Source organism: Labrenzia sp. THAF187b (genome assembly GCF_009363375.1).
GTDB classification, from domain to species: Bacteria; Pseudomonadota; Alphaproteobacteria; order Rhizobiales; family Stappiaceae; genus Roseibium; species Roseibium algicola.
In genome coordinates this window covers 1,198,128-1,220,482 of sequence record NZ_CP045344.1, presented here as the reverse complement: position 1 = coordinate 1,220,482, position 22,355 = coordinate 1,198,128, and the positions used below count along the sequence as shown (strand labels likewise).

General features: G+C 61.1%; 17 protein-coding genes. 14 read left to right on the top strand and 3 right to left on the bottom strand.

What is annotated here, in order from left to right; all coding sequences use genetic code 11:
• Positions 1 to 297: 297 nt before the first annotated feature.
• Positions 298 to 1,437 carry a PepSY-associated TM helix domain-containing protein gene (locus tag FIV03_RS05600; protein ID WP_152508949.1) on the bottom strand — a complete coding sequence of 380 codons (1,140 nt, stop codon included), beginning with the start codon at positions 1,435 to 1,437 and terminating at the stop codon, positions 298 to 300.
• 339 nt (positions 1,438 to 1,776) lie between these two features.
• Positions 1,777 to 2,748: a nitronate monooxygenase gene (locus FIV03_RS05595; RefSeq protein WP_152508948.1), complete on the bottom strand. Its 972-nt coding sequence runs from the start codon at positions 2,746 to 2,748 to the stop codon at positions 1,777 to 1,779.
• A 39-nt stretch (positions 2,749 to 2,787) separates the two neighbouring features.
• Between FIV03_RS05595 and FIV03_RS05590 the strand changes: the two genes are divergently transcribed.
• On the top strand, positions 2,788 to 3,663 hold the full coding sequence (locus FIV03_RS05590; protein ID WP_152508947.1) for a LysR family transcriptional regulator: 876 nt from the start codon (positions 2,788 to 2,790) through the stop codon (positions 3,661 to 3,663).
• 12 nt (positions 3,664 to 3,675) lie between these two features.
• Here the strand turns inward: FIV03_RS05590 and FIV03_RS05585 are convergent, their stop codons facing one another.
• Positions 3,676 to 4,584: a LysR family transcriptional regulator gene (locus FIV03_RS05585; protein ID WP_152508946.1), complete on the bottom strand. Its 909-nt coding sequence runs from the start codon at positions 4,582 to 4,584 to the stop codon at positions 3,676 to 3,678.
• A 162-nt stretch (positions 4,585 to 4,746) separates the two neighbouring features.
• Between FIV03_RS05585 and FIV03_RS05580 the strand changes: the two genes are divergently transcribed.
• The 13 genes from FIV03_RS05580 (at position 4,747) to FIV03_RS05520 (ending at position 22,255) form a co-directional block, all read left to right on the top strand.
• Positions 4,747 to 5,787, top strand: coding sequence for a hypothetical protein (locus tag FIV03_RS05580; RefSeq protein ID WP_055660346.1), 1,041 nt, complete (start codon positions 4,747 to 4,749; stop codon positions 5,785 to 5,787).
• 7 nt (positions 5,788 to 5,794) lie between these two features.
• The gene (locus FIV03_RS05575; RefSeq protein ID WP_158514148.1) at positions 5,795 to 6,943 is read left to right on the top strand and encodes an MFS transporter; all 1,149 of its coding nucleotides are present in this window, start codon (positions 5,795 to 5,797) and stop codon (positions 6,941 to 6,943) included.
• An 82-nt stretch (positions 6,944 to 7,025) separates the two neighbouring features.
• Complete coding sequence (locus tag FIV03_RS05570; protein ID WP_023002373.1) at positions 7,026 to 7,286, top strand: hypothetical protein; 261 nt, start codon at positions 7,026 to 7,028, stop codon at positions 7,284 to 7,286.
• Positions 7,287 to 7,374: 88 nt separating this feature from the next.
• Positions 7,375 to 8,901, top strand: coding sequence for a YifB family Mg chelatase-like AAA ATPase (locus FIV03_RS05565; protein ID WP_152508945.1), 1,527 nt, complete (start codon positions 7,375 to 7,377; stop codon positions 8,899 to 8,901).
• 39 nt (positions 8,902 to 8,940) lie between these two features.
• Positions 8,941 to 10,065, top strand: a complete 1,125-nt coding sequence (locus tag FIV03_RS05560; RefSeq protein ID WP_152508944.1) for an FAD-binding oxidoreductase — start codon at positions 8,941 to 8,943, stop codon at positions 10,063 to 10,065.
• A 98-nt stretch (positions 10,066 to 10,163) separates the two neighbouring features.
• Complete coding sequence (locus FIV03_RS05555; RefSeq protein WP_286202267.1) at positions 10,164 to 11,087, top strand: iron-siderophore ABC transporter substrate-binding protein; 924 nt, start codon at positions 10,164 to 10,166, stop codon at positions 11,085 to 11,087.
• Positions 11,088 to 11,375: 288 nt separating this feature from the next.
• Positions 11,376 to 13,835, top strand: coding sequence for a hypothetical protein (locus tag FIV03_RS05550; protein WP_152508943.1), 2,460 nt, complete (start codon positions 11,376 to 11,378; stop codon positions 13,833 to 13,835).
• Positions 13,832 to 15,916 (top strand): peroxidase family protein, encoded by a 2,085-nt coding sequence (locus tag FIV03_RS05545; protein ID WP_152508942.1) that lies wholly within the window; start codon positions 13,832 to 13,834, stop codon positions 15,914 to 15,916. The genes FIV03_RS05550 and FIV03_RS05545 overlap by 4 nt, the downstream gene beginning before the upstream one ends.
• Positions 15,917 to 16,031: 115 nt before the next feature.
• The gene (locus FIV03_RS05540) at positions 16,032 to 17,792 is read left to right on the top strand and encodes a sigma-54-dependent Fis family transcriptional regulator (protein WP_152508941.1); all 1,761 of its coding nucleotides are present in this window, start codon (positions 16,032 to 16,034) and stop codon (positions 17,790 to 17,792) included.
• 135 nt (positions 17,793 to 17,927) lie between these two features.
• Entirely contained in the window at positions 17,928 to 19,727 is a 1,800-nt protein-coding gene (locus FIV03_RS05535; RefSeq protein ID WP_023002351.1) for an NAD(P)/FAD-dependent oxidoreductase, read from the top strand.
• 469 nt (positions 19,728 to 20,196) lie between these two features.
• The gene (hisC, locus tag FIV03_RS05530) at positions 20,197 to 21,258 is read left to right on the top strand and encodes a histidinol-phosphate transaminase (protein WP_152508940.1); all 1,062 of its coding nucleotides are present in this window, start codon (positions 20,197 to 20,199) and stop codon (positions 21,256 to 21,258) included.
• A gap of 81 nt (positions 21,259 to 21,339) precedes the next feature.
• Complete coding sequence (locus tag FIV03_RS05525; RefSeq protein WP_023002348.1) at positions 21,340 to 21,657, top strand: heavy metal-binding domain-containing protein; 318 nt, start codon at positions 21,340 to 21,342, stop codon at positions 21,655 to 21,657.
• 7 nt (positions 21,658 to 21,664) lie between these two features.
• The gene (locus FIV03_RS05520; RefSeq protein ID WP_152508939.1) at positions 21,665 to 22,255 is read left to right on the top strand and encodes a GNAT family N-acetyltransferase; all 591 of its coding nucleotides are present in this window, start codon (positions 21,665 to 21,667) and stop codon (positions 22,253 to 22,255) included.
• Positions 22,256 to 22,355: the final 100 nt, after the last annotated feature.

Here is a 22,355-nt window from a genome sequence, read left to right as displayed (position 1 = left end):
GACACGAGGTGAAGCCATTTTCATGTCCTTCGGATTTGACTGGATTGGTCCTCCTCAGCGTTGCGAAAGCTTGAAAATGAGCCACATTTCCTGCGCTTCCGCGCCTTGAGGAAGACCAATCCACCTCAAACCATTTCATTTTCATTTATGGGTCCACACCCTAGAGCACGTCGCGTTTAACCTGAAAAAATCCTGCATCGCTTTTAGCGTTGAAATCTCTGATTTCAGACTGCGAAAAGCGATGCCGACAAAACGCGATTTGCTCCGGGTGCTTCGGTCCCGACAGGAGAGCAGGCCTCAGGCCTGCTGAGCACGGCGCCGGAACAGCGGCTGGATCAGCCGGCGATAGGCAAGCGCAAAGCCTGTGTAGAAGAGAAACACCGACGCCAGCGAGGCAAGCCCCGCGAGCGTTTGGCCCATGACGCCATAGACCTCGCCGGTGTGCAGAAATCTAAGGAAGACCCTGGCGCGCCGGCCTGCCGGCTGGTCTTCGGCGCCGCTGACGCCAAGCACCTCACCCGAAACCGTGGAGACCGTATAGGTCGTCTGGCGGGAAAGCTGGGTGCCATTGCCTGTATCGACGGTCATCACCACCCGTGCAGCCTGTCCGTTGGGCAATTTGACCGAAAGCGTCTGCCAGTCCGGTTCGGCCTGTTTCAGCGTGTCGGCAATGGCCTGCAGGCTGACGGCTTCACCCTGAGCGCGGTTCTGACCCTGGCGTTCTTCACCGGCACCCTGGCCGGTAGCTGCGGGCGAAACCGGCCCGAAGACGGCGGCCACCATGTTGCTGGCCCAGGGATAGGAAATGACGACGCCGGAGACCACAACGGCAAACAGCGGTACGAGCGACCAGATGCCGAAGACATGGTGCCAGTTGTAGTCGCGTGCCTTCGCGGTCGGCAGGTTTCTGCGGAAGAGAAGGTTCAGCTTGACGATCCGCCAGGTCCATTTCTTCGGCCACCAGAGATAAATTCCGGACACCAGAATGAACAGGAAGCCGAGATTGGCAGCACCGGTCACGGCCCGCCCAAGGCCGCGGTTTTCACCAGTAAGGGCAAACCAGCGGTGCAGCGCTGTCACCGTGCCAAAGAAGGATCTTGTGCCCTCCGCGGCATTGTCGATCCGCTCCCCTGTATAGGGGTTGAGCAAATGGTTCTCGCGCCGACTGACCGAAAGTGTGGCCGGGGCGCCGTCCTGCCTTGGCAGGACCAGCGAATTGCCGGGTTGGCCGCCGTTTGCCAGAACGGCAGTTGCCAGGTCGTCGACAGAGAGGAGCTGCGCATAGGCCGGTTTTACGACCGCGCGGCTTTCCATGTAGGAGATGATCTGGCGCTCGTAGGTCAGGACCACGCCGGTGGCTGACATCAGGAGGATAACGAGACCGAAGGCGACCCCGACGACGAGATGCGCCCAGAAAACGATACGTTTGAAAGACATGGTACTGCTGCCCGTTTCAGACCGGATTTGACGGTTGCCGGGTCCTCCTCCACCGGCTTCAACAGGCCTAAGCCGAAGATCTCGCTGCGTCAAAGGCAACAGCAGGGTGTTTGGCCGAGAATTTGTAACCAGTTGTCGCCACCGCGAAGAAACGAGCCCGAGGCGATTTCCGCAGGCAGCTGAAAAGCCCAGGGTTTCCGGGAGTCCACATGAGGCCCCGGTACCAAAACCCTCAGGAGTGTTCCAAGCCGCATACAATTTGCCGCACCAAAGGTTGGACGGAAAAGGCGGCGATAGAGACGGGAGCGGGTGACAGGGTGGTCTTGAGGAAGCGGGGCTTCACCCGATGACGAAATCCGGCGCGCGAGCAAGAAGCGCTGCCGCCTCTCGAACTGTGTCCTCTACGATCCTAGCCGCCGGTTGAACGGTTTTCACAAGATCGAGGGATTCTCCGGCAATCAGGGCGCGAACGGAATAGTCGTCCGGGTCGGCAGCCTCATAGGTTTTCTGGATCTTGTGAGCCGCACCGGACAAACCTGCCGGATCCTCCAGCCAGGGGCGGGAAAACGCATTCTGAACAACCCGCCCTGTGAATTGCGACGGCCAGTCAAGTCCGCGCGCAACGTCGAACACACTGGACCGGGCGGTGTCGTCCCCGTGCGCCTTGGTCAGGGCAACCTTGGCCTTTTCCGATCCGTTCGCCTCGACGCTTGCCCAGAAACGGGTCCCCATCATGACACCGTCCGCGCCCAGCATGAGGGCCGCTGCCAGTCCGCGCCCGTCCGCAAGCCCGCCGGCCGCCAACACGATTGTTTCCTTGCCGGCGGCATCGCGAACCGCAGGAAGAAGGGCGGACAGGCCCCGGTCCATACCGTGACCGCCGCCTTCCTGGCCCTGGGCGACGAGAACGTCCGTTCCGGCCTTCAGGGCCTGTTCGGCCTGGTCCAGGCGTTGCACCTGCCAGATTGTGGGAATACCGCGCTCCCTGGCGGCCTTTACGATCAGTTCCGCGTCACCGAAGGAAACGAACAGGGCCGCCGGATTGCGGTCGAGGATCCGATCCACGAGGGCCGGTTTTTTCAGAAGACTCCAAGTGATGACACCAAGACCGACCCTCTGGTTTCCGGCCGCATCGAAGGCAGCGTCGATCCAGTCCGGGTCGCCGTAACCGGCGCCGATAATACCGAAGCCACCGGCGCGGCTGACTTCAGCGGCCAGACGACCATCCGAAATCCTGTCCATCGGCGCCAGCACGACCGGATGGGAAACGGCAAAGCGGCGGGTAAAGGGCGTGTCGAGCAATTGTTTCATGCAGACACGCTGCCATGGAAATCATTTCAGGAAAAATGATTGAAGAAGGAATTTGATATCTTTAATTTGGATGGTATGGACATCGTGCTTTTGAAAACACTGATGGCAGTCGCCGAGACAGGCTCCTTTTCGGGAGCTGCCCAGGCGTTGAATTGCGTGCAGTCGAACGTCACCTCCCGAATTCGGCGTCTTGAGGAACAATTCGGCCAGAAGGTCTTCCAGCGCAGCAAGGCCGGGGCCCGGCTGACGGAATTCGGTGAACAGGTCCATGCGCGCGCGATCGTGCTTCTGCAACAATTTGCGGCGGCCGAGCGCGATCTTCTGGAAGCTGCCGGGGCAGGTGCGCCGCTCAGGCTCGGCTCCATGGAAACAACGGCAGCCGTTCGCCTGCCCGCTCTTCTCAAACGTCTGAGAGACAAAAGCGCAGCACCGCTTTCCCTGATGACCGGCCCGACCGCAGACCTGCTGTCAAAGGTGTGGGATCAGAAGATCGATGCCGCCTTTGTCGCCGGGCCTGTCGACAAGGCCAGGTTTCAGGCGGTTCGTGCCTTCGGCGAACAGCTTGTCTGCGCCAGTGGTCCGGCCACTTCGGCGCAGGGCCCCCTGTTGGCCTTTCGCCATGGCTGCAGCTACAGGGCGGCGGCGCAGGCGTGGCTCGGCAGTATCGGCCAGAGCGACAGGGAAGTAACGGAAATGGGCACGCTGGAAGGAATTCTGGGCTGTGTGGAGGCCGGTCTCGGGTTCACGGTTGCTCCGGAAAGCGCTGTCCTGGGCTTTCGCAATGCCGACCAGTTGACGACGACCCCGCTCCCGCCGCCTTTTGGCGAAACCGTCACCTATCTTGTCTGGCGCGTCGACCGCAAACCGGTCGAGGCGCACAGGAAGCTGCTGGAAATCCTGGCAGAACGGGCCTGAGGCTTGAGGCCGTCAGACCACCCGCAAATCCGGCTGTATCTTGCCAGCCAGCGCCGAGCGCGGCGCGATGGCGTTCTGCAGGAGGTCGTTGAGATGTTCTTCCAGATAATCGACGATGGGCGATTGCGTTGTCGACTGGGTGTAGATCGCGAGCTGTGTTGCTGGAAGCTTCGGAAAGCCATCCTGCTCCTTCAGGATCTTGAAGCCTTCCAGAATGGCTCCCGACGGCAGGCAGCAAAGGCCCGCACCCGACAGAACGGCCACCTGGGCGGCGGCAACGCTGGTGGTGGTGATGCGCTCGTACCACTGCCGTCCGGCGCGGGCGAGCGAACCGAAGGAGATTTCCCGGAAAGGGCAGGGTTCGGGAAACATGATCAATGGCAGCGGATCGGTTAGCGGGCAGTTGTCGCCAACCACCCAGTGCAGCGGTTCCTCGAATATCTCGACCGGCATCTGCTTGGTTGACGAGACAAGGGCTATTGCGAGGTTGATTTCGTTGTTGGACAACATTTCGTGCAGTGTGGCGCTGTCGGCGACCGTCATCTCTAGTTTCACGTTGGGGTGAATGCGCACGAAATTGCAGAAAATCGATTGCAGCTGGCCGGTCGCATACCATTCTGGCAGGCCGACATGCACCGTGCCGGTCAGTTCCGGTGCAGACAGGCGCAACCTGGCTTCCTCGTGTGAGCGCAGGATTTCCGTGGCGTGCTGATAGAGGATACGCCCGGCGGGCGTGAGGTTCATTGTGCGCGCGCTGCGCTCGATCAGCGGCTTGCCGACCCGTTCCTCCAAACGCCGCAGCTGAGTGCTGACGCAGGGTTGTGTGCGGTTCAACCGAGATCCCGCATGTGTGACGTTGCCTGCTTCGGCAACAGCCACAAAGGCTTCCAGCAACTCGATATTAAAACGGCCTATGGTCATGTCCCTGCCTCCGTTTTAGCGCAAGACGACCTATGCGGTTTTCCGCCGGTCCAGCGCCACACAAGCATAACGTTCCATTATGGGGCGCTTCAATTATAAATTTAAGGGTCGGTAAAAAATCCCGTAATCCGAGAGTCTCTTTTGTCAAAACAGGTATCCGCCATGACTTTAGCGCTTTCCTATGGCCAGCCGGAGCATGGGCCAGATCACCAGACGACCGGCCCCCTTTCGCTGCAACAAAGAGTTCACAGGGCAATTGCCTGCCACACGGAATTCAGTCTCGATACGATCCTGACCCAGGACAACCGGGTGAAATACACAAACGAAGGCAGTTCGGAGACCGCAACCGGGCCTCTGGACGAGGTGTTTCAGCTGATGCGCCAGCTGAACGAGACCGGCATCGCATCGGACACGCTTGGCCGAATTCATGAAGACGGCAGGTCTTTTCGGGCGGCGCTGGAAGAAAGCTGCGGGCGGATTGCAACCGAGCTTGCAGGTGAGCGGTTGGTGTATGTCGAACTGGGGCCGGAGCCGGTCAAGACCGGGTTCATTCTCAAGACACTGCAGGGCCTGGGCGTCATCATAGATCGTTATATCGCCGTCGACATCAACCCGATGTCGGCTGCGCCGATGCGGGCAGCCCTCGCGGCGATCCTGCCGGACACTCCACTTGAGTTTGTCACCGCGCCTTTCGAGGCCTGCCGCCTGGAAGACATGATCGAAGACGGTGCGCCGCCCGCACTCGTGACAATGCTCGGTTTTCAGGAAGGCAATGACGATCCGGCAGTGGTCAACGGCTGGCTGCGAGACATCACCCGGCCAGGAGACCTGCTGCTGTCCGAAAGCCAGCTCTACACCATCGAACAGACCGACAAGATCTCCGGCTTTTACGCCCACCCGGCCATGCAGCGGTTTTCGCGCATCGCGTTCGAACGCGCGGTGGACCGCAGTTTGCCGACGCTGAATCGTTTCTTTTTGCTGCCTGTCGTGTTTGAGGATGGCCAGAGTGCGCAAGTGGCCATTCTGGCCGAAGAATTCGCGCATTCAATCAGCGGAAGAAACTTGCATGTTTCCAACTTCTGCCTGAAACTCACGCGCGATCAGTATCGCTCGTACCGGCAGGAGGGTGGCCATTTCGAAATATTCGGCGAGAGCTACACGGATGACCAGACACTTCACTTCCAGCTCTCCCGCCGGGTTTGAGATGACCTTGGCACAGACCCGCGGTCTTACTGCCGCGGGCCTGGCCATCGTCGCTGTCACCTACGGACTGGCACGCTATTGTTTTGGCCTGTTCCTGCCGGAAATCCGTCAGGAATTCGCGCTGTCGCCGGAGACGGTCGGCCTGATCGCCGGCCTGTCCTATCTGGGGTATCTGGCGGCGACTTTCGTCGGTTCCTGGCTGTCGACGGTGTTCGAACCGCGCCTGCCGATCCTGCTCGGCGGCCTCGCCGCCACAACAGGCATGGCCATGATCGCCCTGGCACAGACGCCGTTCATACTGGCGCTTGGCGTCTTCGTTGCAGGAGCAAGCCCGGGCCTTTCCTATCCGCCCTTTTCCGATGTCATCGTGCGTCATACGGAACTCAGCCGGCAGAACAGCGTCTATGCCTGGATCAACTCCGGCACCGGTTTCGGCGTTGCCTTTGCCGGGCCGCTGGCTCTCTTCGCCGGTGGTGACTGGCGGCTCGCCTGGCTGGTTTTCGCGGTTATCGCCTTCAGTGTAACCATCTGGAACGCAGCCACCTTGCCCAGGCGCAGCGTGCATCTGGAACATGCCCGGCCCAGGGTGTCCGTCTGGATCCTTATGGATCGGACAGCGCGCGGACTGTTTGTCGCGGCGTTTCTTTTCGGCATCGTCACCGCTGTCTACTGGACCTATGCCGTCGAACTCTTGACCATGCTGACGGGCAATCCACGAGACGCAATCCTGTTCTGGATCGTGTTGGGCATTTCGGGCGTTACCGGCTGCTTCGCCGGTGGTCTTGTCGATCGCTGGGGTTTGCAGGCTGCCTATCGTGTCCTGGCGGTTCTGGTCGGGACCGCAATCGGCACTCTGCCGCTGCTGGTGGAAACAAGGCTCGGGATCTACGTGTCAGCGGCTTGTTTCGGCGTCGGTTTCATCGTGATGACCGCCCTTTTCGGCATGTGGAGCATGAGGCTGTTCCGGCAGGCACCGTCCATCGGGTTCGGCTTTACCTTCTTCCTGATTTCCCTGGGGCAGGGGGTCGGGCCCGTGCTGAGCGGCTTTCTCATTCCGGTTGTCGGCCATTCGGCACTTTTCTTCGCAGCCGGGCTTCTGTGCTGCGGCCTGGCGGGCTTTGCGGCCGGAAGGCAGGCCGAAGGGGTCAGACCATAACAGCGGGTTATGGTGGCCAACGCCCACATAACCGCTATGTGCTGGCCTTTCCCGGAAATTGCAAGCATGTTGGCAGCACGCTATGATTGATGAACAGAATGCGATTGGATCGATGATACTCACCGCCGCCAACACCGCCGGGGCCAAGCTCGACATGGAGCTGTGTCGGGCCCTCTATGAAAAAGACCCCGACCGGCTCCTTGAGCTTGTGTCCGACTGGCTGGAAACCAACGGTTTGCAGCCGAGTGAAGACTTTAAGGTGCCCGCTTATCTGGATGCTGTTCTGACCCGCGCCAACTTCACTGTTGCCAGCGGAAGCAAGTTGCGCGTGCTGGTATCCTGACCGGGCAGACCTCGTCTGTTCCATATTTGTTCTTGCGTCTTTTATCGACATATGCTTCGTTGACCTGCATCTGTAAGTAGAGGTGAATATGGTCAGCCGGATCACGACGGTCGCGTTTCGGGGCATCGAGGCAGTTCCGGTAGACGTGCAGGTGCATGTCGGGCCGGGTATGGTTGCCTTCACCATCGTCGGCCTGCCGGACAAGGCCGTTGCAGAAAGTCGGGAACGAGTTCGCGCGGCGCTTGCCGCTTCAGGCCTGGCCCTGCCGGCCAAACGCGTCACAGTCAATCTCGCCCCTGCCGACCTGCCCAAGGAAGGCTCGCATTACGATCTGCCGATCGCGCTGGGCGTGATGGCCGCCATCGGCGCCATACCGGCTGAATTTCTGGAAAAATACGTTGTTCTGGGCGAGCTTGGTCTCGACGGCACGCTTGCACCTGTTGCTGGTGTCCTGCCGGCCGCCATGGGCGCCAACGGCATCGGCAAGGGCCTCATCTGCCCGGAAGCCAGCGGCGGCGAGGCTGCCTGGGCCGACGCAGACATGGACATTCTCGCACCCCGTTCGCTGATCCAGCTCGCCAATCACTTCAAGGGAACACAGGTGCTCTCCCGGCCGGTGGCCCGGCTGCGCGGCAACGCCGGTGTGCTGCCGGACCTTGCAGAGGTCAAGGGACAGGAAAGCGCCAGACGGGCGCTGGAGATTGCCGCTGCCGGTGGGCACAACCTTCTGATGACCGGTCCTCCCGGCTCAGGCAAATCCATGCTGGCGCAGCGCCTGCCGTCCATCCTGCCCGCCCTGACCCCGCGCGAGCTTCTGGAAGTGTCCATGATCGCCTCGCTCGCGGGCGAGTTGGCCGAAGGCAAATTAACCGATCGACGCCCCTTCCGCGCGCCGCATCACTCCGCTTCCATGGCCGCCCTTGTCGGAGGCGGGATGCGCGCCCGGCCCGGAGAGGTCTCGCTCGCCCATAACGGAGTGTTATTCCTCGACGAGCTTCCCGAGTTCAATCCGCAGGTTCTCGACAGTCTGCGCCAGCCGCTGGAATCGGGCGAAGCTGTAATTGCCCGCGCAAACCACCGGGTCACCTATCCGGCCCGCATCCAGCTTGTGGCGGCCATGAACCCCTGCCGCTGCGGCCATGCGGGCGAGCCGGGCCACCAGTGCCGCCGGGGCGAGCGCTGCGTCATCGACTATCAGGCCCGGGTGTCCGGACCGCTGCTTGACCGGATCGACGTCAGGATCGAGGTTCCGGCCGTTACGGCGGCAGACCTGATCGGCCCTGCGGCCAGCGAACCGTCAGTCGTCGTGGCCGCTCGGGTCGCTGAAGCGCGCAGCATCCAGGCAGAACGCTTCCTGGAACTTGGCCTTGCCTGCCGCACAAATGCCCAGGCACCTGCATCGATTGTCGAAACCATGACACGGCCGGACGACAAGGGGCTCGCTTTCCTGCGCGATGTCGCCGAGCGTCTTGCCCTGAGCGCGCGCGGATATCACCGCGTCCTCAAACTCGCCCGCACGCTGGCCGATCTGGACGGTGCGGATCAGGTTGGCCGCATTCATCTGGCGGAGGCCTTGAGTTACCGCGGCGAAGACATGTCCCGCAAGGCGGCGTGACAGCGTTGACCGTGAGACCGCGAGGGATTGTCTGACGCAATGACAGCAGACGTCATCATCATCGGCGGCGGTGTTGCCGGGCTGAGCGCGGCCTGTTTTCTGTCCGAGTTTGCGCAAGTGACGCTTCTGGAGCGCGAGCCGGCGCTGGCAACGCAGTCTTCAGCCCGCACGGCAGGGCAATTCACGGCCGGCATTTCCGCCAACACAATGCGCGCGCTGGCCGCCGCAAGCCGTGCGTTCTTTCAGGCGCCGCCGCCGGAATTTTGCGAGCAGACGCTTGTCGCGCCCCGCGGCTGCCTGACGGTTGGGCGTGAGGAGCATCGGCCTGTTCTGGACAGGCTGATGGCAAGGCTGCAGGAGGCCGGGTCAGACTGCCGGTTTGTTGACAGACAAGAGGCTTTGGCCCTGTTTCCGGCCCTCCGGCCGGAACGGGTTCATGCGGGCGTTTTCGAAGCAGATGCGATGGATATCGATGCCGATCTGCTGCTGCAATCCTATCGCAAGGCGGCGGCTGCCAATGGCGCTCGCTTCGTCTGCAAGGCGGAGGTCACTTCCATCCGGCGGATTGCCGACACATGGCAGGTGACGGCCGGAGACCGGACGGTGTCGGCGCCCGTTCTGGTCAATGCGGCCGGGGCCTGGGCGGACCGGATTGCGGATCTTGCCGGCGTCCCGGCGCTTGGCCTCAAGGCCTTTCGCCGTTCGGCCTTCACATTTCCGCTTCACCGTCAGGACGCCGGTGTCTGGCCACATGTCACGACAGCCGATTACACCTGGTACGTCCATCCGCAGCCGCACGGCTTCACGGCGTCACCGGCAGAGGCTGATCCAGTTTCTCCGGGAGAGGTTTATGCAGATGATCTTCGCCTTGCAGAGGCGATCCATCATATCGGCATCGGCACCGAGCTGGCCGTGCCGCGTCCATCCGCGAGCTGGGCAGGATTGCGCACGTTTGCGCCTGACCGAAACCCTGTCTGCGGCGGATTTCCCGATCATCCGGGTTATTTTGCCAGCGCAGGCCAGGGGGGATGCGGGGTTTTGACATCCCCGGCGATGGGCAGGGCACTGGCGGCCCTCGTTGCCGGCCGGAACCTGCCGGGTGATCTGTCCGCCTGCGGTATCACACAGGACCAGCTTGCACCTGGACGGTTCCTGCAGGCCTGAGCTTCTTCATTTGACAAAGACTGCAATTTCCAGGAAAAAATTCCTCAAGCCAGTCGGGGTTCGGCAAGCCAGATAACCTGTAATGCCGGAGATCCCCCTTGCGTTTTCTTTCCAGCCTTTGTTTTTGCGCGGCCCTGTTGCCAACCTTGTTGCCCGGCGCCCTGTCCGCTGCCGAGATCACCCATGCCATGGGCACCACCGAGGTGCCGGACACTCCGCAAAAGATTGTCGTTCTCACCAACGAAGGCACCGAGGCAATGCTCATGCTGGGCAAGACGCCTGTTGGGGCTGCGTCATCCTGGTATGGCGATCCCTGGTACCCGCATCTGGGCGACCGGATGGCGGGAGTTGAAGTTGTGGGTACGGAGCTTGCGGTCAATCTGGAACGGCTGGCCATGCTCGAGCCGGATCTGATCCTCGGCAGCAAGAAGCGGCACGAGGAAATCTATCCTCAGCTCTCCGCCATTGCGCCCACGGTGTTCGTTGTGAATGCCACGGATTTCAAGGACAACATGAAGCTCTATGCCAGCTCGGTCGGCATGAAGGCGCAAGGAGAAGCGCTCGTCAGTGACTATGAGGCCGACGTTGCCCGGTTGCGCTCAGCCCTCGGCGAGAATGCCGGGGACACGGTTTCCGTCGTCCGTTTCGTGCCCGGCCAGCTTTACGTTTATCGCCATGACAGTTTCTCCGGTGTTGTGCTGAACGACATTGGTTTCAAGCGGCCCGAGGTACAGGCGCAGGACGGTCTGGCTCTTGCCGTCGGCAAGGAAAGCATCCCGAACATGGAAGCCAACCGGATGTTCTACCTGACATATGACACCGGCAATGGAGAGGGCACGGCCCTGGAGGGGGAGACGCTGAAAGACCCTCTCTGGGCCAATCTGGAGGTCGTCAAGGCGGGAAACGCCCACAAGGTCGATGACGGTGTCTGGGCAACGTCGCAGGGCATTCTTGCAGCCCGCGCAATGCTTCGGGACATCGCCCGGATCTACGGGACGGATGTCGACCTCAGTTCCAACTGAACTCCTTTGAAGCAACAGGGCCCGGATCAAAAGTTTTGACCCGGGCCACCTTGTCATCCCGAGCGTCTGGCACGGAGCAGAAATGATTGTCGGAGCGAAGAAATACAACCCGGTAGCCAAATCAGGTTGTATTTCAAAAGGATGCCGTCACACCACCGTGACGGGCAACGGCCGGAAACCTTCCCTTCCCTGAAAATAAGAGCTAGCCTTACGTAAGGTAATTAAACGCATCGGCGGTTGAAGAGCCGGACCATGCGTTTGACCCACCAACGCGAGAGGGCGGGCTGAATGGCCTCGAGAGAACCGGCACGGCCGGGCATATCGGAAACCGGCGGAGACGCGGGGCTGATCGACAGCATTGCCCGTACCAATGCCGAGGCCATTTCCACGGTTCCCGGTCTGGCCCGCCGCCCACAGCATCCGAAACATCACGGCTGTGTCCGCGCGCGCTTCATTATCGGCGAAGTGCCGGAGGACTTGCGTCACGGTCTCTTCGCCTTGCCGGGCACATATGACGCCCTTGTCCGGTTTTCCAATGGCCGCCAGCTGGATGACCGGAAGCGGGACGCCCACGGCATGGCCATCAAGGTGCTGGGCATCGACAGGGAGTGGCTGTCGGCTGAAAACCCGGACGGCAGGGTGCAGGACTTCATTCTCGTCGACCATGAAACCTTTTTCACCGGTGACCTGGGCGACTATGACGACATCAACACCCTGCTGCTGAAACGCGGTCTTGCCCGCCTGAAGCCCCTGTCCAGGCTTCTGTTCACCGGCTTCTATCTCTTCGGCAGGATCCGGGCCTTTGTCTCTCATCGCCCGGTGTCTCCGCTCGCAAGCCGATACTTCAGCACCACGCCATATCGGCTTGGCGATCGACTGGTGAAATATACCGCGGCGCCAAGGCCGGTGCCGGTGGATCCGCCTGAGGTCTGGTCCGGACGCGATCAACTGGCCGTCGCGCTGAGGGAAACCCTGATCCGTTGCCCGGTCACTTTTGAATTCGGCGTCGATGTGCAGATAGATCCGGCCGCGCAGCCGGTTGATGATCCGTCGATTGCCTGGTCGGGAGCACCTGGCGCGCGTCACGAAAAGCTGGCGACGCTGGAGATCTTTCAGCAGGACGTCGATCAACACGCCCCACTGGCGGAAAACATCGCCTTTTCACCCTGGAACAGCCTGCCGGCGCACGAGCCCGTCGGCGCCATCAACCTTGCCCGGCGACAAGCCTACGAGAGTGCCGCTCGCAAGCGGCATGAAGTCAATGGCGTTGTTCCACCCGTCTTTGCCGGCATTCCGGAAAGCTACAAGATGCAACAACCCTCCGTATCACCCAGAAACGACGGCATGCCGCTTTGGTTGGCGATTGTCGCCGCGCTGCTGCTGATCGCCTGCCTGGTCCTGGAAGGCAAGCGCCTCACCATCAAGCCGGGTCCGCCACAAACCTTTGACAATCCGGTCGCCGAATTCAAATACGGTTCCATCGGCGCCGAATGGGACGGTTTCCCCTATATGGTCTGGCGCGAATTGCCGACAATTTTCAAGGACGAGCTGCCCGAAGGCTGGCACACATTCGGCTTCATCGAGGAACCGGGACAGGAACTTCCGATCGGCTTCAGCATCCGGCGCGTCGGTGTGCGGAGGGTCGGTTTCAATTGCGCCACCTGCCACAGCGTGGAGGTCACCGCCGGCGGCAACACCATGTTGTTGCTGGGTGCACCTGCCGAAAAGCTCGATATCCAGTCCTACATCCTGTTCCTTGGCTACGTTGCCGCAAGCGACAAGCTGACGGCGGATGCGGTGATTGAAAGCGCCGCGCAGGCCGGCAGACCTCTGGGCCCAATCGACCGTCTTCTGGTGCGCACCATTCTTGTACCCGGCATCAAGGACCAGGCCGATGGACTGGCGACCGCTTTCAGCTGGATGAAGGTAAAACCGCAGCATGGCCCCGGGCGCACGGACGCGGGCAACAACTGGCGCGCGCGCTGGGGCTATGGCCCGGAAAAGGACGAGGCGGTCGGAACGGTCGACTTTCCCTCGGTCTGGAACCAGGGCATCCGCGAGGGGGGCTGGTTCCACTGGGACGGCAACAACAATTCGCTGATCGAGCGCAACTATTCCGCCGCCCTTGCCGGCGGCGCCAAGGAATGGCTGCTGCAACGCGGGCTGATCGATGCTCAGGCGGAATGGCTGCGGGACCTGCCGCCGCCCGCCTACCCCTTGCCAGTCAATGCTGACATGGCAGCAGACGGCGCTGCAATTTACGAGAGGGAAGGCTGCGGCACGTGTCATGACCCAGGAGGCGAGAGCTTCGGGCAGGTCACGCCGCTTGCTGACCTTCAGACAGACCCGGCACGATCCGATCTCTTCGACGAAGCCTTCGTCAGCCGTTTCGGCGATGTCGGGAAGGGGTACACCTGGCGGTTCTCGCACTACCGGGCAACGGACGGCTATGCCAACACGCCGCTGGACGCCATCTGGGCACGCGGGCCCTATCTCCACAATGGTTCCGTGCCGACGCTGCGGGCGCTTTTGTCAGCGCCGGAAGAACGTCCGGCGACCTTCTATCGCGGCTGCACGGATTTCGATCCGGTGGACGTCGGCTTTGCCTGCGAAAGTGGCTTCCTGTTCGACACGCAGCTGACCGGCAATGGCAATGGTGGACATCTTTACGGCACCGGTCTTCCGGACGGCGAGAAATCCGCACTGATCGAATATCTCAAATCCAAGCAATATGCGGGGCGGTCATGAGGCTTAGCGCATCCTTCAAGGGAACGTTTCTCGACATCATCTGCCTGCTCGTTGGGACGATCATGGCCTATCGCGGCGTCGAGGAATTCTTCCGCTACGATTTCGATCCGATACACATGGTCCTCGGGTTGGCGCTGGGGGCCGGCGCCTATGCCAACTGGCTTATGTTCCGGCGACTGCGCATCGGCTACTGGATTTTCATCGGCGGCAATGTTGTCGTCGCCATTGTGTTCATCTTCGTGCTGCAGGATGTCTGGCACCACCACGTCTGGCCGCATATCCTCTATGCACTGGTGTTCGTGCCGTTTCTGGATCTGCTCGGCGCCCGCTCCGAGAGAGACGTCCTGCGGGACCCGCCGCTCCACAAGCGGATCCTCGGTTTCATCGGCGGCCAGGCACTGAAACTGGCCGAGGCCTTTCCCGCCCTCGTCCGGCTGGTCAAGCGTTGCGGTCCGCTCAGCCGGGTGATCAACCGTCTTGTCATCAACGGCATCTCGAACGCGCCTCCCGGTCGTCCGCTGCCGCTCTCCCTCTGGACGCCGCATGACCCGGAAACGCATCTGGAAATGGTTGCGGGGCCAAAGGATCCGGAAAAGACCACCAGCACCTTCGCCAGCTGGCCGGGTCTGGTTGACCGCCGCTACACCGGCCGGCACCTGCCACCCGTCGATCAGGAATTTGTCGATGCCCTGCCGGAAGTGCCAAGGGTGGCGGAACTTTACCGGCGCAAGGCGATGGTCGAGAGCGACACCAGCACGCTGTTCTGCTTCTTTGCCCAGTGGTTCACCGACAGTTTCCTGCGCACTCATCCGCTCAACAAACGGCTGAACACCTCGAACCACGAAATCGATCTTTGCCAGATCTATGGTCTTGGCGAGGAAACCACCTCGTTTTTACGGGAAGGCGCTTTTCTGAAGTCCAGGCAGACGCCCGTCGGCGAACTGCCACCGCTGCTTGCGGGCCCGGATCTGGCAGTCAAAGCCGAGTTTGCCGGCATTCACTTCATGCCCATGTGGGCAACGACCTTCCTGGGGGCTGATCCGGAATGGGGCGCGGCGAAAAAGCTTCGGGAACTCCTGGCCGGTATCGGGGATTGGGCCGTCACGCCGGAGCGCTGGAAATGCCACTATGCGGCAGGCCTGGAACGGGCCAATTCCACGATCCTCTACAGCGCGCTCAACACGATCTTCCTGCGCGAGCACAATCGTCTCGCGCGCGAGATCGGCAAACGGAACCCGCACTTCGGTCCGGACCGCGTCTTCGAAACGGCCCGCAACATCAACATCGTCAAGCTGCTCAAGGTCATCATCGAGGACTATATCAACCACCTTGCCAATTCGCCGTTCAAGATCTTCGTGGAGCCTGGCGATGCGGACAAGCGCCTTTGGTACCGCACCAACCGGATCTCGCTGGAATTCGATCTGCTCTACCGCTGGCATGCCATGGTTCCGGATCGGTTCCTGTTCCAGGGCGAGGCACTGGAGAACGAGAATTTCCGCTTCAACAACACGATCATCGAAAAACACGGCGTCGAGACGGTCATTGATGCGGCGGCGAGCCAGCGGGCAGGCAAGCTGACCCTTCACAACACCCCGTTCTTCCTGCAAGGCGCGGAAGAGCGCACGCTGGCGTTTGCCCGCAGGTTCCGGCTCGCCCCCTTCAACGCCTACCGCGCCTCCTGGAAGCTGCGTCCGTACGACAGTTTCCTGGAACTGACCGGAGGCGACGCCGGTCTGGCGGGAGAGCTGGAAGCACTCTATCCCGACTGGAACGGCGTGCGCGGCATCGACCGGGTCGATCTTCCCATCGGACTGCTGGCCGAAGACCAGATGCGGGCGCACCCGCTGCCGCCCCTGCTTCTGGCGATGGTCGGCTCCGACGCCTTCTCCCAGGCACTCACCAACCCGCTTCTGGCAAAGAATATCTTCGGTCCGGAGGTCTTCACCGAGTATGGCATGACGGAAATCGAGGCGACGTCCACCTTCCAGAACATTGTCGATCTCAACGTTGCCGCCAACGCCAGAAGGCCGAATGCGAATTTCACTATCAACAAGGACACGCTTCTGACCTGGCCAGGCTGATATCCCTGGCCGGCTTCCCCGCTGCACAAGCTTTACGAACGCAGAATTGCGCCGGCAAAATTTGCAAAGCCTGCCCGAAAGGCTATCGTGAAGTGCTGTGTCAAGGGAGGATGACATGCGCGACCTTGAACATGTGAGTGAAATCGACCGCGTATTGAAGGGGTACGAGACCGGCAGGGATGGGCTGGTATCGGAAAGCTGGCGGCGCTGTGTCCAGACGTACGGCATGGATCCGGCGCGTCCGGAACCGGCACATATCGTCACCGAGCAGCAACTGCGCGAACATCAGGAGCAGTCAGAGCGGTTGATCGCGACGGCACGTTCCGGCCTGCGCACCCTGTTCAAGCAGGTGGCCGGGCACAACTACGTGCTGCTGCTGGCCGATGCCAAGGGTGTGTGCGTCGACTTCTTCGGCGATCCGCGGTTCGAGGACGATCTCCGGCAGGCGGGCCTTTATCTCGGGTCCGACTGGTCCGAGGATCTTGCGGGAACCTGCGGTGTCGGCTCCTGCATCGTGACGGGGGAAGCCGTCACGATCCACCAGAGCGATCACTTCGGACTGTCGCATACACCGCTGTCCTGTACGGCGGCCCCCATCTACGACACCTGCGGCAAGCTGGCGGCGGTTCTGGATATTTCCCTCCTGCGCTCCCCAAGCCCGAAATCGAGCCAGAACCTCGCGATGAACCTGGTGAAGGCTTCCACCCGCCGGGTCGAGATGGCCAACCTGATGGCGACCACGCGCAAGGAATGGGTCTTGCGCTTCTCGACATCGCCGGAGTTTCTGGAAGTCGATCCGGAAGCCGCCATCGCCCTGGACGACAGCGGACGGATAACGGGAATGACGCACGGCGCGCTCGCGTGTCTGGCCCCGACCGGCTCCACAGACCTCATAGGAAGCCGGATCGACATGTACCTGGACCTCGATGTCGACGATCTGCCGTCACTGATGCGAGGCCGCCCGGCGGAAGATCGGGTTCTGCGCCGGCGCGACGGTGGTGGGTTATACGGTCATGCCATCGCTCCGCAAGCCGCTCACATGGCACGTAGTCCCGTTTCCGGGACCTTGCCCACGCCGCTGCGCGGCATCTGCGGGCAGGATGCGACGCTGTCGCAGGTGGTGTCGAAAGTTGCCCGGCTTGCACCAACGCAGGTTCCCATCCTGCTGTCTGGCGAAACCGGAACGGGCAAGGAATATCTGGCAAGGGCCATCCATGTTCTGGGTCCTGCCGACCGGTCGTTCCATACGCTCTGCTGTTCCGCCCTGAAACCGGAAAAGGTCGGCGCTTTGTCTGACGCTGCAGCCGGAACGCTGTTCCTGCGCGGGATCGAAGATCTGGACAAGGCGGGCCAGGCTGCCTTGCTTGCCTTGCTGGAACATCGAAGTGACCTTCGCGTGGTGGCCACCACGCGGCAGGATCCGGCAGGTTCCACAAGCATCCGCGCATTGCGGCCGGAACTTTATTTCAGGCTTGCCGGGTCTCTCATCCGGATCCCGCCGCTCCGGCACCGCCAGGATTTCGACTGGCTGGTCGATCGCCTGTTGCGACGCTCTCCGCGGGACCTGCGCCTGTCACCTTCGGCACGCGCCGAACTCAGCGGCCGGCATTGGCCGGGCAACATCCGTGAACTCGCGACCTTGCTGGATGTCGCGACAGCGCTTGCAGAAACCGATGTGATCGACCTTACCGATCTGCCGCAGGCGTCTCTGTCCAGACGCGTCGAAACCGACCCGAAACAGGATCTGGAAGCACTTCTGGACGCCTGTGGCTGGAACATGTCCCAGGTCGCCCGAAGGCTTGGCGTCAATCGGTCGACGGTGCTCCGGCGGATGCGCTCTCTCGGCCTGGAGCCACACCCCAAGCCGCGTGCATGACTATCTGTTGCGTCCTGTTGCGTGCGCAACAGCAAACGGAGTTTCTGCCCCTTAACGTCATCATTTGACGGGCGTTCCATGGAAAAATGCAGGGGCGCTCTGCATTGTTTCCTCCATAAACAGGGAGGAACTGGAATGCTCGACAAACCATTGGTTCACGAGACCGAGACTTTTCTCAACACTTTCGGCAAGGCGCTGGAAGACGGCAAGATCGATGCTGCAACGGACATGTTCCTGGACGATTGCTACTGGCGGGACCTGATTGCCTTTACCTGGAACATCAAGACCGTCGAGGGCAAGGATCAGGTCCGCGACATGCTGGAAAAGCAACTGGCCTCCACGGGGCCGAGCAACTGGCGCATCGCGGAAGGTGAAATACCGACGAAAGAGGGCGATGTCGTCACGGCTTGGATTCAGTTCGATACCGAACGGGCCCGCTGCTTCGGCCTGATCCGGCTGAAGGGCGGCAAGATCTGGACCCTGCTGACAACCATGGCCGAGCTGAAGGGCCATGAGGAGCCGAAGGGCTTTAACCGGCCGCTGGGGGCCAAGCACGGCGCCAGCAAGCACCGCACCAGCTGGAAGGAGGAGCGCGAGCGTGAACTGGCGGACCTCGGTTACAAGACCCAGCCCTATTGCCTGATCATCGGTGGCGGCCAGGGCGGCATCGCGCTCGGCGCGCGCCTGAGGCAGCTCGGTGTGCCCACAATCATCGTGGAAAAGAATGACCGGCCCGGCGATAGCTGGCGCAACCGCTACAAGTCCCTCTGCCTGCACGATCCCGTCTGGTACGACCACCTGCCCTACATCAAGTTTCCGGAAAACTGGCCCATCTTCAGCCCCAAGGACAAGATTGGCGACTGGCTGGAAATGTACACCAAGGTCATGGAACTGAACTACTGGACCCGGACCGTTGCCAAATCCGCAACTTACGACGAAGCAAAGAAGGAATGGACAGTCGTCGTGGATCGTGACGGCGAGGAAGTGGTTCTGAAACCGAAACAGCTGGTCATGGCAACCGGCATGTCGGGCAAGGCAAACGTTCCGAAATTTCCCGGCATGGACACCTTCAAGGGCGACCAGCATCATTCGTCCAGACATCCGGGGCCGGATCAGTATCGCGGCAAGAAGGCGGTCGTGGTCGGCTCCAACAATTCGGCGCACGATATCTGCGCGGCGCTTTGGGAAAATGATGTCGATGTGACCATGGTGCAGCGATCCTCCACCCATATCGTGCGCTCCGACACCCTGATGGACGTAGGCCTCGGCGCGCTTTACTCGGAAGAGGCGGTCCGGTCCGGTGTGACGACGGAAAAGGCGGACCTGATCTTCGCCTCACTGCCCTACCGGATCCTGCACGAGTTCCAGATCCCTGCCTATGCGGAGATGAAGAAGCGGGACGCGGACTTCTACGAAGGGCTGGAGAAAGCCGGGTTCTGGCTGGATTGGGGCGACGACGAAAGCGGCCTTTTCCTGAAATACCTGCGCAGGGGCTCCGGCTACTACATTGATATCGGCGCCAGCCAGCTGATCATCGACGGCGAGATCAAGCTGAAGCGTGGCCAGGTCACCGAGATCGTGGAAGACGGTGTCATCCTGGACGATGGCACGAAGCTGGAAGCGGACGTGATCGTCTATGCCACCGGCTACGGTTCCATGAACGGCTGGGTTGCCGACCTGATGGGCCAGGACATGGCCGACAGGGTTGGCAAGGTCTGGGGCCTTGGTTCCGACACCACCAAGGACCCGGGTCCCTGGGAAGGCGAACAGAGGAACATGTGGAAACCGACCCAGCAGGAAGCGCTCTGGTTCCATGGTGGCAACCTGCACCAGTCGCGCCATTACTCCCAGTATCTGGCGCTACAGCTGAAAGCGCGGATGGAAGGACTGCCGACCCCGGTCTACGGCCTGCAGCAGGTCCATCACCTGTCCTGACCGGAAACGTGGACAGGACCTGACCAAATGGAAGAGCCGGGAGAAATGTCCCCCGGCTCTTTCCTTTTTCACGACATCCTCACCATCGTCATCCCGGACGTAGCGCAGCGAAGATCCGGGATCGGGGAACCACCAACGGGTCGCTGCAACAGGTTAGCGTTCATATCGAGGCGTTCGTGCCTCCCCGATCCCGGCTCGCGCTTCGCTTGGCCGGGATGACGTTGGTGAGGTTGGTGCCACAATAACTTGGAAAGCGTTCCAGCGCTTCCTTTGCATGGAGAGCCCTGGAACAGCGCCCTCCCGGCCCCACCGAAGGCGTGAAACTTTCCCGCCCCGAGACGCAGCGGTCTCTGCGCGTAGCAGAGCTTCGGCAACGCCGCAAAAGAACAACGTCAAAATCACTTTTACCGCACCGGTTTGGCGCCTATTGTGCGAAAAAACCACAGCAATTTCCGTCAGGATACGGTCCATGAGCAGGTTCTGGAGCCCCATAGTCAGCAAGCTGGTGCCCTATACGCCGGGTGAACAGCCAAAGGACCGCAGCTTCATCAAGCTGAACACGAACGAGCATCCCTATGGCCCGTCGCCCATCGCGCTCGGGGCAATCCGCGCAGCTACCGAAGACAGCCTGAGGCTTTATCCCGATCCGGCAGCCGGTGCGTTGCGGGCAACGATCGGGGCAAGCTTCGGTCTGGGTGTGGATCACGTTTTTGCAGGCAACGGCTCGGACGAAATCCTGGCCCATGCCTTTCACGGCTTTTTCAGTGGCAAGGACAAGCTGCTGTTCCCCGATATCACCTACAGCTTCTACAAGACCTATTGCGAGCTTTACGGCATTTCGCACCGTTCTGTGCCACTCGATGATGATTTCCGGATCGATCCGGCCAGCCTTGGTGGGCCGTGTGGTGGCATCGTGCTTGCCAATCCGAACGCCCCGACCGGCATTGCGCTTGATCTTGCCGCGGTGCGAAGCGTTCTTGAGCAAAACCCGGATGTGGTGGTGCTGGTAGACGAAGCCTATGTCGATTTCGGCGCGGAGAGCGCCGCTCGTCTGGTTCCCGAGTTCGACAATCTTCTGGTGGTACAGACCTTTTCCAAGTCGCGCGGCCTGGCGGGCCTGCGTGTCGGATTTGCTCTTGGTCAGCCGCACCTGATCGAGGGGCTGCAGCGGATCAAGGATAGTTTTAATTCCTACACGCTCGACCGCTTGGCACTCGCGGGAGCCGAAGCCTCCTGGCAGGATACCACATGGTTCGAGGAGACCCGGCGCCTCGTGATCACGGAACGGCAGCGGATGGCGGAAGGCCTGCGCTCTCTCGGGTTCAACGTGCTGCCGTCGGCAGCCAATTTCCTGTTCGTCTCGCATGAAACAAGGGCAGCACGGGAGCTTCTGACAAGCCTCAGGGATGAGGGCATTCTGGTGCGCCACTTCAACAAGGACCGCATCGACAACTGGCTGCGCATTTCCATTGGAACGGAAGAGGAAGGCGAGGCCTTGCTGAAGGCGATGGCAGGACTTGTCGCTGGCTAACCTCTTCCATTCTCGCCGTTTCTTGCAAAACCACGAGGACGAACCCATGTCTCGAACATCGGTTCAAAAGGGAGACAATGCATGCTGGTCACCACCACCAACACCATTCAGGGCAAGGATCTGGACTACAAGGGCCTGGTGACGGGCGAGGCGATCCTTGGCGCAAATATTTTCAAGGATTTCTTTGCCGGCATCCGTGACATTGTCGGCGGCCGCTCCGGTGCGTACGAGGAAGAGCTTGGCAAGGCGCGCAAGATCGCCATCGACGAAATGTGCCAGCAGGCCCAGGCGATGGGCGCCAATGCGGTGATCGGCGTCGATCTTGATTACGAAACCGTAGGCCAGAACGGCTCCATGCTGATGGTCAGCGCCACAGGGACAGCGGTCTTCATCCGCTGATCCTGCCATGTCATCCGACATTTTCATTTCGCCCGGCTTCCCGGAAGACCAGCGGCCAATTGCCGCCAGCCTGTTCTGGCAGGCCTTTTCCGGCAAGCTCGGCAAGGTGTTGGCCCCGGAAGAAAAAGCACTTCGACTTGTCGAGCGCATCCTCAACCCGGATTTTGCCATCAGCGCTCTCGACCGGGAGGGACGGCTGCTAGGCCTTGCCGGTTACAAGACCCGGGATGGGGCGCTTGCCGGCGGCAGCCTCGCCGACATGACGGCGGTTTACGGCACGTTCGGCGGCCTCTGGCGCGGGCTTCTTCTGGAAGTTCTGGAGCGCAAGATCGAGCCGGACTGCCTGCTGATGGACGGCATCTTTGTGGCCGAAAGCGCCCGCGGCCGCGGCATCGGCAGCACCTTGCTGAAAGCCATTGGCGAAGAAGCACGCCAGCGCTCGCTCACCCGTGTGCGGCTGGATGTGATCGACACGAACCCAAGGGCAAAAGCTCTTTACGAGCGCTCGGGGTTCAAGGCCGTGGGGGAAGAAAAGACCGGGTTTCTCGAGCTTCTGTTCGGTTTTTCCTCCGCGACACGTATGGAAAAGCAGGTTTAGGGAGTTCAGCCAGGTTCAGAGCCAGTAGTTTTTTTGGTTGCCTCAACCCCGCCCTTTCCCCTCTTCCGCAATGATGCTCTAGTTGGCCGGTCCCCAACAG